Here is an 11,381-nt window from a genome sequence, read left to right on the forward strand (position 1 = left end):
CACCACCGTGACAGAGCAGGATCTCCGGCAGCCCCGGCGCAAGGATTTGTCGGCGCTGGCCTCCGGCGGCCTCGACTGGGAGAGCCTGCCGCTGCGGCTCTTCCGGAAGGGCCATGCCAAGGCGTGGGACCCGGCCACGCTCGACTTCTCGCAGGACGCCGAGGACTGGCGTCGGCTGCCCGAGGTCTCGCGCGAGGCGTTCACCGGGCTGTGCGCCATGTTCCTCGCGGGCGAGGAGGCGGTCACCCACGACCTCCAGCCGTTCATGGCCGCGATGTCGGCCGAGGGCAGGCTCGCCGACGAGATGTACCTCACCCAGTTCTGCTACGAGGAGGCCAAGCACACCGAGGTCTTCCGCCGCTGGCTGGACGCCGTGGGCCTGCACGACGACCTCAACGGGCTGGTCGCGGACAACCCCGGCTACCGGCGGATCTTCTTCGAGGCCCTCCCCGAGTCGCTCGACCGGCTCAGGCACGACCCCACGCCCGCCAACCAGGTGCGCGCCTCGGTCACCTACAACCACATCGTCGAGGGCACCCTCGCGCTCACCGGGTACTTCGCCTGGACCCGGATCTGCACCGAGCTGGACATCTTCCCCGGCATGCGCCTGATGATCGCCAGGATCAGGGACGACGAGCGGCGGCACATGGCGTGGGGGACCTACACGTGCCGCCGCCTGGTCGCCGCCGACCCCGAGAACTGGGGGGTCGTCACCGGGCGGATGCGCGAGCTGCTGCCGCACGCCATCCGGCAGATACAGCACGCCACCAGGGACTACCCGCCCGACCTCTTCGGGATGGTGATGCGCGACCTGCTGGCCTATGCCACCGAGTGCGCGGGCCGCCGCCTGCACGCCATCGAGTCGGCCCTCACCGACGGCAGCCAGGAGCTGCGCGTCGACACCGTCTCCGAGGACCTGGAGGAGGAGATCGCCGACGAGGAACGCACGGCACTCGCCGCCGCCGGGGACAGGCCGACGGACGGCTGAGATGGGCGCTCCGGCACCGCGACAGCCGATGGGCGGCGGGGGGACCGACTGGCTGCCCCTCGGCCCGCCCCCCGAGGACGGCCTCCCGCTGCTCTGCTTCCCGCACGCGGGCGCCGGGGCCTCGGTCTTCCGGGCCTGGAAGGGCCTGACCCCGCCGCCCCTCGCGGTCTGCCCGCTCCAGCTCCCGGGGCGCGACGGACGGTTCAGGGAGCCGCCGGGGCGCGCGGTCGGCCCGCTGGTGAACGCCGCTGCCGAGGCGCTCGCGCCGCTGCTCGACCGGCCGTTCGCGATCTTCGGGCACAGCATGGGCGCCATCCTGGCCTTCGAGTTCACCCGCGCCCTGCGGCGCCTCGGCGCGCCCCCGCCCGTCCACCTGTTCGTCTCGGGGCGGGTCGCGCCCCAGGTCCGCACCCCCGGCGAGGGCCTGCACCGGCTGCCCACCCCCGAGTTCCTCCGGTTCATCCGGTCGCTCGGCGGCATCCCCGAACGCGTCCTGCACGGCCAGGCGTTCGCCGAGCTGATGGTCCCGCTGCTGCGGGCCGACATCGAGGTCAACGAGACGTACCGGCATGCGGCCGAGCCCCCGCTCGACGTGCCCCTCACGGTCCTCGCGGGCCGCGACGACCACAAGGTCCCGCTGCGCTGGGTGCGGCCATGGGCGGAGCACACCACCGAGAAGTTCGCCCTCCACGTCCTGCCCGGCGGCCACTTCTTCCCCTACGACTCCCCGGGGAGCGTGCTCGGCCTGCTCGCCGACCCCTTCGAGGAGTGGTCATGAACACCACGTCCCCGCCCCCGCCCGTGCCCGCGTTCCCCGCCGCACCCGGGGCGCCTCCCGCGCCCGACTGGCCCGCCGGACCCCTCAGGCCCGCCACGGCCGAGGGGGCGGTGGACATCTGGCACGTCCTGCTGCCCACCCCCGGCGCACCGCCCACGGGGCCCGCCGAGACCGGCACCCTCGACCGGAACGAGAGGGCCCGCGCCGACGCCATGGCCAGGCCGGAGGACCGCGCGGCGTTCGTCGTCGCGCACACCGCCCTGCGCGACATCCTCGGCCGCTACCTCGGCATCGCCCCCACCGCCGTGCGCCTGGCCCTCGGCCGCCACGGCAAGCCCTACCTGGACGGCCACTCCCGCCTCGCCTTCAACCTCTCGCACACCACGGGCGCCGCACTGATCGCGGTCGCCCTGCCAGGGCCGGTCGGCGTGGACATCGAGGCGGACCGCGGCGGGGACGAGCGGCACCTGGCGCTCGCCGAGCGGTGGTTCAGCCCCCGGGAGAGCGCCGCGGTGCGCGCCGCCCTCCGCCGCGGCCGACCCTCCCCGTTCCCCGCCTACTGGACCTGCCGGGAGAGCTATGCCAAGGCCATGGGGCACGGCCTGGCCCACCCCATGGACCGGTACGAGATCCGCCTCGACGGGCCCGCCGTCGAGGCCGCCGTCTGGGCCGACGGCAGGCAGCGCCCCGAGTGGTCCGTCCGCCGCCTGCCGATGCCCCGCGGCCTCGCCGCGGCCGTCACCGTGCGCGGCCACCGCGCCCTCCCGCGCCTGTGGTCCTGGACCGCCTCACCGCCCGCCGCGCCCGCCGCGGCCCGGCACCCGAACCGAAGGGCTTCCCCGCCATGGACGACCTGAAGGACACCCCGTACGACTACGTCATCGTGGGGGCGGGCGCGGCCGGATCCCCACTCGCCGAGCGGCTCAGCGCCGACCCGTCCCGTACGGTGCTGTTGCTCGAGGCGGGCCCGCCGGACACCGACCCGGCCATCAGGGTCCCCGCGGCCTATCTGTCGCTCTTCGGCGGCGCGGTGGACTGGGCGCGCCGCACCGTGCCCCAGCCCCGGCTCGGCGGACGCCGGATCTACTGGCCGCACGGCCGCACCCTGGGCGGCTCATCCTCGGTCAACGCCATGATGTGGGTACGCGGCTTCGGCGGCGACTACGACGAGTGGGAGCGGCTCGCGGGGCCCGGCTGGGGCCGCCGCGCGGTGATGCGCTGGTTCGAGACGCTCGAGGACCGCGAGACCACCCTCACCGCGGGCCGGACCAGCGGCGGCCCGCTGCCCGTCAGGCTCCAGCGCGACCCCAACCCCCTCACCGCCGACTTCCTCGCCGCCTGCCGCCAGGCCGGGCTCGACGAGGTCACGGCCGACGGCCACGCCACGGCCGAACGCGGCGGCATGACCCTGGTCACGCAGCGGGACGGCAGCAGGTTCAGCGCGGCGGACGCCTTTCTCCGCCCGGCCGCCGACCGCCCCAACCTCACCATCAGGACCGGCGCGGCCGCCCGGCGGGTGCTCTTCGCGGGCCGCCGCGCCACCGGCGTCGAGTACCTGCACGAGGGCCGCCTCGCGGTGGCGACCGCCCGCGCCGAGGTCGTGCTCTGCGGGGGCGCCGTCAACACCCCGCACCTGCTGAAGCTCTCGGGCGTCGGCCCCGCCGCCGAGCTGCGCCGCTTCGGCATCCCGGTCGTGGCCGACCACCCCGAGGTGGGCCGCAACCTGGCCGATCACCTGGTGACCATGCGGGTGCTGGAGGCCAGGGAGCCGATCACCCTCTTCGACGCGGCCTCGCCCCGCGAGCTGATCCGCTACCGCCGCCATCGGCGCGGCAAGCTGACCTCCAACCTGGGGGAGGCGTACACGTTCACCCGCAGCGACCCGGCGCTGCCCCTGCCCGACCTCGAGCTGCTCTTCGCCCCCGGGCCCTATCTCGACGAGGGCCTGACGCTGGGGGACCGCCACGCGTTCTCCGTCGGCGCGGTGCTGCTCCAGCCGCACAGCCGCGGCGAGGTGACCCTCGCCTCGCCCGATCCGGCGGACGCCCCGCTCGTCGACCCGCGCTATCTGAGCGACGCGGCGGGCGCCGACCTGGCGGCCCTCCGCGCGGGCGCCGCCTGGGCACGCAAGGTCCTGGAGGCCCCCGCACTGGCGCGGCACGTGGCGGGCAGCCTGCAACCGGCGGGCGACGCGGCCGACGACCTGGCGGCCGTGGTCGAGCAGTGCTCGCACTCGCTGTACCACCCCGTCGCCACCTGCCGCATGGGCCGGGACGCCGCCTCGGTGGTCGATCCCGAGCTGCGGGTGCGGGGCCTGGCCGGGTTGCGCGTCGCCGACGCCTCGGTCATCCCGCACCTGATCCGGGGCCACACCTACGCTCCCTCGCTGGTGGTGGGCCTGCGGGCCGCCGAGCTGCTCGCCCAGGAACGGGCCCCCGCGCCGGTCGCCGGCTGATCCGATGTCCCTTCCCCCCGTTCCCGACCGTTCCGTTCCTCGTTCCGCCCCCTCGTTCCGTCCGACGGCACGCCCGTCCGACGGAACGACCGACCGCACAGCGCGGCAGTACCGTTCGCCGACGATGGAGTCTCCCGTGACCACCTCATCCGCCAAGGCCCACCGAAGCCGCCCCGCCCACCGAAGCGCGCCGCTCGTCGGCCGCCCGTTCCGCGCGCTGCTGACCCTCCTGCTCGCCATGGCCGCCCTGCTGTCCATGAGCCCGGCGCGAGCCACCGACGACGCGGCCCGAGGCCGCCCCGTGGCCGACGCCTGGACCCGCGCCTGGGCCACGGCCCCGACCCTGCCGTTCTCGGAAGGGATATCAGCCACCGGCTTCGCCGACCGGACCATCCGCCAGGTGCTGCACCTGGGAACGGGAGGCCCCGAGTTGCGGCTGACCCTCTCCAACCGCTTCGGCGACCGGCCGCTCACCGTCGACGCCACCGAGGTGGCCAGGCCGGGCGGGCGCGGGGGCATCGTCCCGCGCACCGCGACGCCGGTCACCTTCGACGGCGCCGGGTCGGTCACCATCCCGGCGGGTGCCGAGGCCACCAGCGACCCGGTCGACTTCGCGACCAGGGCCGGGACCGACGTGACCGTCAGCCTCTACCTGGCCGAGCCGACCGGGCCCACCACATGGCACCGGCTGGCCAGCGCCACCACATGGGTCTCGGAGCCGGGCGACCACACGGGGGACAGGACAGCGGCGGCGTTCCCCACCACCGTGGAGCACTTCTTCTTCGTCACCGGCGTCGACGTCTCGGCCCCGGCGGACGCGACCGGGACGGTCGTCACCCTCGGCGCCTCGCACACCGACGGCGTGGGCTCCACCGTGGACGCCAACCGCCGCTACCCCGACGTGCTGGCCACCAGGCTGGGCGGCGAGGTCGGCGTGCCCAACCTGGGCATCGGCGCCAACCAGGTGATCAACGACACCGAGTACGGCAGCATCGGCGCGGTCAACCGCTTCGACCAGGACGTGCTCGGCCAGCCAGGGGTCACCGACGTGATCTGGATCCAGGGCCTGAACGACATCCTCGGCGCCTACTACCTGCCGGACGACGCCCCGACCACGGACGAGATCATCGCCGGCTACGAGGACGTGATCGCCCGGGCACACGAAGCGGACCTGCGGATCATCGGCGGCACCCTCGGCCCCATCCGCGGCGTCGAGGAGTGGTCGCCCGAGGGCGAGGCCAAACGGCAGGTGCTCAACCGGTGGATCCGCGAGGAGAGCGGCTTCGACGGGATCCTCGACGTGGACGCGCTGTGGCGCGACCCGGCCGACCACCAGCGGCTGAACCCGGTCTACGACTCGGGTGACCACCTGCACCCGAACGACCTCGGGTACCGGGTGCTGGCCGAGGCCATCGACCTGGACTGCCTCTCCGTGACCGACCCGGCGGCTGTCCCGACCGGCCCGCGCGCGGACTGCACGCTGTAGTCCACATCATTTTTCTGTGGGATTCCACAGCGGGGGTCGGCGGACAGCTGCATGGCCGCCGACCTCCGCCCTTTCTACGCTGTTTCCATGGACACGATCCCCCGCCATGAAACGCCTTCCACGCAGCCGCCGATCCGAGATATCGCCGCGCCTCGGCGGCTGCATTTCGTGGACAATCTCCGTGTCGCGCTGACCCTGCTGGTGGTGGCCCACCACGCGGCCCAGGCCTATGGGCCGAGCGACTGGTGGTATGTCGAGGACCAGCCGGGCACGGGGGTGCTCTCGGCGTTCTCCGCGGTCAATGGCTCGTTCTTCATGAGCCTGTTCTTCTTCGTCTCCGCCTGCCTGGTGCCCGCCTCGGTGGACCGCGGCGGCTCCCTCGCCTTTCTGCGTGGGCGGCTGCGCCGCCTCGGTATTCCGTTCCTCGTCGGCGCGCTCACCATCATTCCGGCCCTGATGTACAGCTATTACGTCAGCTACCGGGATTACCCCCCGATCTCGTTCCCCGCCTATTACGCGGACATATTCCTCGGATTCGGGGAGCGCCCCGCCGACTGGACCGGACCCTCCTGGCCCGATCTGCAATTCGGGCACCTGTGGTTCATCCAGAATCTTCTGGTCCTCAGCCTGCTCTATCTCCTGTGCCACCAGGTCGCCCGGCTGGTGCGGCGCTTGGCGGGCCCCGCCGACGAGGCACGGCCCCCGCGGTCGGCCCCCGGCCACCGCGCCCTGATCGGCTTCACCCTCGCGGTGGCCGCGGCGACCTTCCTGATCCGCCTCTCGTACCCGCTGGACACCTGGGTCCCGGTGCTGGAGTTCATCCAGACCGAGCCCGCCAGGCTCGCTCAGTACGCCGCGTTCTTCGCCGCGGGGATCGTCGCGCACCGGCGGGGCTGGCTGACGTCGCTGCCCCGGCGCACCGGCTATGCCTGGCTCGCGGTCGGTGTCGGACTCGCCGCGGCGCACTTCGCCGCCGGAGGCACCGACGCGGTGTGGTTCGGCGCGGGCGGCGCGGATCCGGCTTCCGCGTGCTGGGCGGTGTACGAGACGTTCCTGTGCACCAGCCTCTGCGTCGGTCTGCTGACCCTCTTCCGCGAGCACGCGGCGGGCACCCACCCGGTGCTGCGGTCCATGTCCGCCGACGCGTTCACGGTCTACATCGTCCATCTGCCGCTGGTGGTGGTCCTCCAGCACGCGGTGGCCCCGCTCGACCTCCCGCCGCTCCAGGCGTTCGGCGTCGTCACCGGCGTGGCGGTGGCGGTGAGCTTCCCACTGGCCGCCGCGCTCCGGCGGCTCCCCGGATTCCGGGCGGTCCTGTGAGCCCGCCGCCGGGTCGGGACGCCCGAAGGCGCCACCCCGGGGGTGGGTGGCGCCTTCGGCGGGGTGCGCGAAGAGGGTCAGGAGTGGTGGTGGTTCTCCTTCGCCGACCCGCGGTGGCGGGGCCACCAGACGCGGTCCCCGAGCAGGGTGACCAGGGCAGGCACCTGGACGGAGCGGACGAGCAGCGTCTCGATCAGCACGCCGATGGCCACGCCGATGCCCACCTCGGCGACCGTCACGTCGGGGATCTGCCCGAGCGCGGCGAACGTCCCGGCCAGCACAAGACCGGCCGCCGTGATCACCCCGCCGGTGGCGGCCACGCCGTGGCGGACCGCTTCCCGGGTGGAGCGGTGGCGCCGCTCCTCCCGCACCCGCTCCATGAGGAAGATCGTATAGTCCACGCCCAGCGCCACGAGGAACACAAAGATGTAGACGAAGAGATCGGCCGCGACCCCGCCGAAGCCCATGCCCTCGGTGAAGACAAGGGTGGAGAGCCCGAGCGAGGCGGCGAAGGAGAGCACCGTGGCGACGATCAGCAGCACCGGGGCGACCAGCGAGCGCAGCAGCAGCGCCAGGATGACCGCGATGGCCACCAGCACCAGCGGCACGATCCGCTTCGTGTCGCCGAGCGCCGCCTCGTGATAGTCGAGTTGGACGGCCGGGGTGCCGCCGACCAGCGTGCCGTCGACGACCTCGGCGAGCGCCGCCCGCACCTCGCGGATGGTGTCCTGTGCCTCGTCGCCGTAGGGCGGGACGTCCATCTCGACGCGCAGGCTGGGGCGCTCGTCGATCGGCTCGCCCGGCAGGGTGGCCGCGATCTCGGGCACCCCGGAGACGGCCGTCTCGGCCGCGGCGAGCTCGGCCGCGCCGCTGCCGGGCGGCAGCACCACGGTCAGCGGGGCGGACAGGCCCTCGGGGAAGTGCTCGGCCAGCGCCTCCCTGCCGACCACGGACTCGGCGTCCGGCGGCACCTTGTCCACCGGGTCGGCGCTGGTGCGCAGTTCGGTGAGGCCCAGGGTGGCCAGGCAGAGCGGGACGGTGACCAGGACGAGGGCCAGCCGGGGGCGGCGCACCACCCGGTCGGCGATCCCGCCCCAGAAGCGGTGCTCGGTGGCGCCGCGCGGCCGGTCGGGCCACGGCACCCGCGGCCACAGCAGCCAGCGCCCGGCGCACGCGAGCAGCGCGGGGAGCAGGGTCAGCATGACCAGCACCGAGACCACGATCCCGGCCGCCGCCACCGGGCCGAGGCCGCGCAGCCCGGCCAGATCGGCGACGAGCAGGCAGAGCAGACCGGCGGTGACCGTTCCCGCGCTGGCGACGATGGCCGGGGTGGTCCGGCGCAGCGCCTCGGCGATCGCCTCGTGCCGGTCCTCGTGCCGGGTCAGCTCCTCGCGGTAGCGGGAGAGGAAGAGCAGCGCGTAGTCCGTGGCGGCGCCGAAGACCAGCACGATGAGGATCGCCGAGGACAGGTCGCTCACCGCCAGCCCTGCCTCGGCCAGCCCATAGGCCGCGCCCCGGGCGACCAGCACGGCGACCAGCGCGCCCAGCAGGGGCACCAGCCAGAGGATCGGGCTGCGGTAGGTGAGCAGGAGCAGCGCCGCCACGATGACCATGCTGGTGAGCATCAGCGCGGCGTCGACGTCGCCGCCGCTGTTGTCGACGCCGAGCGCGGCCTCGCCGGTGACCTGCGCGGACAGCCCGTCGGGCGCCGGGTGCACCACCTCGCGCAGCTCCTCGACGGCGATGTCGACCGTCTCGTCGTCGGCGTGCTCCGGCTGGATGTCCACGGGGAAGAGCGCGCCCGCGCCGTCCTCCGAGACCGTGACATCCCCCGGCCCGTCCACCCCGACCACGTCACCCGCCGCGACCGCCGCACCGGCGTCGGCGACGGCGGCGAGATCCGCGTCGGTCAGTGCGCCGCCGTCCTCGCGGGTGTAGAGGACCAGGGCCGTCTCGGAGTCCGGGTGCTCGGGATCGGGCTCGACCAGCTCGGCCACCTGGCTGGACTCGTAGCCGCTGGGCAGATAGGCGGCGGGGTCGTCGCGCTGGACGTCGCCGAGGTTGGCGGCGAAGCCGGTCGCGACCACGGCGAGCGCGATCCAGACCGCCAGGATGAGCCACTTGCCGCGCCGGACGAGTCTCGCCAGCCGGGTGCTGTCCGGCTGGGGTGTGTCAGCCGGGGCTGAGCGGGAAGTCAGGGTGTCGGGCATGTCTCCGATTGGGCCAGAGCCGACGCGGGCGGCGCATCGCCGAGGCGACCCCATTGGCCTGATGCTTACTCACTCTTGGGAGTGAGGCCTGACGCCCGGGGCGCACTCGCGGGGGTGAAGCCCGAAATGGCCTGGGTGCATAGAGTCGTTGGGATGTTCGACTCAGCTGATCTCCGGTCGGGACACCGCCGTGCGCTCCATGTGGCGACGGTGGCGACGGCGATCGGTCCCGCGCTCATCGACCAGGTCACGACGGACGACGCGTCCGTCGCATGGCTGCTGCTCGGCGCCTACGCGCTGGTGGCCGCCGCCGCGCTGGCGGTGGCGCACCGGTGGCCGTTCGGGGCGTTCCTCATGGTCCTGCTGCCCTTGGGCGCGGCGGAGGTCGGCGCCGCGGCGCTTGAGGTGCGGATCAGCTCCTTGGCGGTGCTGCCGCTGGCGTTCGCCAGCTACGCGCTGGGCGCCTACAGCGCGCTGCGGCGGGCGGTGCTCGCCCTGCTGACCGGCGCCGCGGTGGTGGTCTTCGGCGTCTGGCTCAACCACGCGACGGCGCCCGACGACCGGCGCGGCGGCTCGGACGTGCTCGCGCTGCTCACGCCGCTGCCCGCGGCCTGGGCGCTGGGGATGGTGGCGCGCGGCAGGCGCGAGGAGATCGCGGCGGCCGAGCGGCGCGCCGAGCACGCCAGGCGCGAGCAACGGCTGCGCGAGGAGCAGGCGGCCACGGCCGAACGACTGCGGATCGCCCGCGACATGCACGACGTGGTCGCCCACTCGCTGACGCTGCTCGTGGTGCACGCGGAGGCGCTGCGGGCGCGCGGCGACCAACTGCCCGCCTGGGCCAGGGAGGAGGTGGACGCGATGGCGGCGAGCGGTCGGCAGACCACGGCCGAGCTGCGCGAGGTGCTCGGCTTCCTGCGCCGCGTGGGCCAGGGCGCGCCGCGCGGCCCGGTGCCGACCCTGGCCGATCTGCCGCACCTGGTGGAGACGGCACGGCAGGCGGGCACCCCGGTCAGCCTCAGGGTGTCCGACCGGCTCACCTCACTGCCCCGGCCGATCCAGCTCGTCGCCTACCGGATCGTGCAGGAATGCCTGTCCAACGCGCGCAAGCACGCCCCCGGCGCGGAGGTCGGCGTGCGCGCCGATGTCACGGACGAGGACACCGCCACGTTCGACATCACCTGCGGACCCCCGCCCGCCGACCACCCCGGCACCCCCGGCACCGGCATCGGACTGATCGGCCTGGGGGAGCGCGTCAAGGCGCTGAGCGGCACGATGAGGGCGGGCCCGGCACCGAACGGCGGCTTCCACGTGCGCTGTACGGTTCCTCTCAGGTCTCGCGACGGCTAGGGGAGGGCAGACGCCATGCCTTACGGCGACCACACCATCCGCGTCGTGATCGCGGACGACGAAGGGGTCGTCCGCGACGGCATCCGGATCATGCTGGAGTCGCAGCCGGACATCACGATCGTCGGGACGGCGGGCGACGGGGACCACGCCCTGCGCCTGTGCACCGAGATGCGCCCCGACGTCCTGATGCTCGATGTGCGGATGCCGGGTCGCAACGGCCTGGAGGTGCTGGCCGAGCTGGTGGCTCGGGGCCTGGTCGGTCCCGATGCCATCCGGGTGTTGATGCTGACGACGTTCGACATGGAGGAGTACGTCGACGAGGCGCTGACCTCGGGTGCCAGCGGCTTCCTGCTCAAGAGCTCGTCGTACGAGGAGCTGACGGTGGCGGTCAGGGCCACCGCGGTGGGCGACGGCGCGCTCAGCCCCAGCGTGGCCCGCCGGATCATCCGCGACTACGCGGCGACCCGCCGCGCCGAGCACACCGATCCGGCGGACCTGGCCAGGATCGCGGAGCTGACCACGCGCGAACGCGACGTGTTGGCGCTGATCGGCGAGGGGTTGAGCAACGGCGAGATCGCCGAGCACCTGACGGTCTCGGGACACACGGTCAAGAGCCATGTCAGCCGCCTGCTGACCAAGACCGGCTGCCGGGACCGCGCCCAGGCGGCCGTCCTGGCCCGGCGCACCGCCACCCACCTGCTGCTTCCCCCGAGCGGCGACTGCCCGGACGCGGGCCTGCCCCCCTCGCGCGGCTGACGCCGCGACCAGGAGACCCGGCGCCCCGCCCGGGCCGGGGC

9 protein-coding genes are annotated in these 11,381 nt (G+C 74.0%); 8 read left to right on the forward strand and 1 reads right to left on the reverse strand.

Annotation, left to right across the window (positions count from 1 at the left end):
• Positions 1–7: 7 nt before the first annotated feature.
• The 6 genes from D7318_RS00185 to D7318_RS00210 all read left to right on the forward strand — a co-directional run bounded on the left by D7318_RS00185 (position 8) and on the right by D7318_RS00210 (position 7,027).
• Entirely contained in the window at positions 8–988 is a 981-nt protein-coding gene (locus D7318_RS00185) for a R2-like ligand-binding oxidase (RefSeq protein WP_120694745.1), read from the forward strand.
• Position 989: 1 nt separating this feature from the next.
• Positions 990–1,766 (forward strand): thioesterase II family protein, encoded by a 777-nt coding sequence (locus D7318_RS00190; RefSeq protein WP_120694746.1) that lies wholly within the window; start codon positions 990–992, stop codon positions 1,764–1,766.
• Positions 1,763–2,623 carry a 4'-phosphopantetheinyl transferase family protein gene (locus D7318_RS00195; RefSeq protein WP_120694747.1) on the forward strand — a complete coding sequence of 287 codons (861 nt, stop codon included), beginning with the start codon at positions 1,763–1,765 and terminating at the stop codon, positions 2,621–2,623. The genes D7318_RS00190 and D7318_RS00195 overlap by 4 nt, the downstream gene beginning before the upstream one ends.
• Entirely contained in the window at positions 2,611–4,221 is a 1,611-nt protein-coding gene (locus D7318_RS00200; protein ID WP_120695191.1) for a GMC family oxidoreductase, read from the forward strand. The genes D7318_RS00195 and D7318_RS00200 overlap by 13 nt, the downstream gene beginning before the upstream one ends.
• Before the next feature lie 136 nt (positions 4,222–4,357).
• Positions 4,358–5,707: a GDSL-type esterase/lipase family protein gene (locus D7318_RS00205; protein ID WP_183091249.1), complete on the forward strand. Its 1,350-nt coding sequence runs from the start codon at positions 4,358–4,360 to the stop codon at positions 5,705–5,707.
• An 87-nt stretch (positions 5,708–5,794) separates the two neighbouring features.
• Entirely contained in the window at positions 5,795–7,027 is a 1,233-nt protein-coding gene (locus D7318_RS00210; protein WP_120695192.1) for an acyltransferase family protein, read from the forward strand.
• 77 nt (positions 7,028–7,104) lie between these two features.
• Here the strand turns inward: D7318_RS00210 and D7318_RS00215 are convergent, their stop codons facing one another.
• A complete protein-coding gene (locus D7318_RS00215) occupies positions 7,105–9,237 on the reverse strand; it encodes an MMPL family transporter (RefSeq protein WP_183091248.1) in 2,133 nt (710 codons plus the stop codon).
• A gap of 153 nt (positions 9,238–9,390) precedes the next feature.
• Here D7318_RS00215 and D7318_RS00220 point away from each other — a divergent pair, with 153 nt between their 5' ends.
• Both D7318_RS00220 and D7318_RS00225 read left to right on the forward strand, forming a co-directional pair.
• Positions 9,391–10,584: a sensor histidine kinase gene (locus D7318_RS00220; protein WP_147437583.1), complete on the forward strand. Its 1,194-nt coding sequence runs from the start codon at positions 9,391–9,393 to the stop codon at positions 10,582–10,584.
• A gap of 15 nt (positions 10,585–10,599) precedes the next feature.
• The gene (locus tag D7318_RS00225; RefSeq protein WP_120694751.1) at positions 10,600–11,340 is read left to right on the forward strand and encodes a response regulator; all 741 of its coding nucleotides are present in this window, start codon (positions 10,600–10,602) and stop codon (positions 11,338–11,340) included.
• Positions 11,341–11,381: the final 41 nt, after the last annotated feature.

It is taken from the genome of Streptomyces radicis (genome assembly GCF_003626575.1).
GTDB classification, from domain to species: domain Bacteria; phylum Actinomycetota; class Actinomycetes; order Streptomycetales; family Streptomycetaceae; genus Streptomyces; species Streptomyces radicis.

What these genes read in the sequence shown, in the direction of transcription:
- D7318_RS00220 (WP_147437583.1), top strand. Translation starts at nt 9,391, where the DNA reads ATGTTCGACTCAGCTGATCTCCGGTCGGGACACCGCCGTGCGCTCCAT.
- D7318_RS00215 (WP_183091248.1), bottom strand. Translation starts at nt 9,237, where the DNA reads ATGCCCGACACCCTGACTTCCCGCTCAGCCCCGGCTGACACACCCCAG.
- D7318_RS00225 (WP_120694751.1), top strand. Translation starts at nt 10,600, where the DNA reads ATGCCTTACGGCGACCACACCATCCGCGTCGTGATCGCGGACGACGAA.
- D7318_RS00210 (WP_120695192.1), top strand. Translation starts at nt 5,795, where the DNA reads ATGGACACGATCCCCCGCCATGAAACGCCTTCCACGCAGCCGCCGATC.
- D7318_RS00190 (WP_120694746.1), top strand. Translation starts at nt 990, where the DNA reads ATGGGCGCTCCGGCACCGCGACAGCCGATGGGCGGCGGGGGGACCGAC.
- D7318_RS00195 (WP_120694747.1), top strand. Translation starts at nt 1,763, where the DNA reads ATGAACACCACGTCCCCGCCCCCGCCCGTGCCCGCGTTCCCCGCCGCA.
- D7318_RS00200 (WP_120695191.1), top strand. Translation starts at nt 2,611, where the DNA reads ATGGACGACCTGAAGGACACCCCGTACGACTACGTCATCGTGGGGGCG.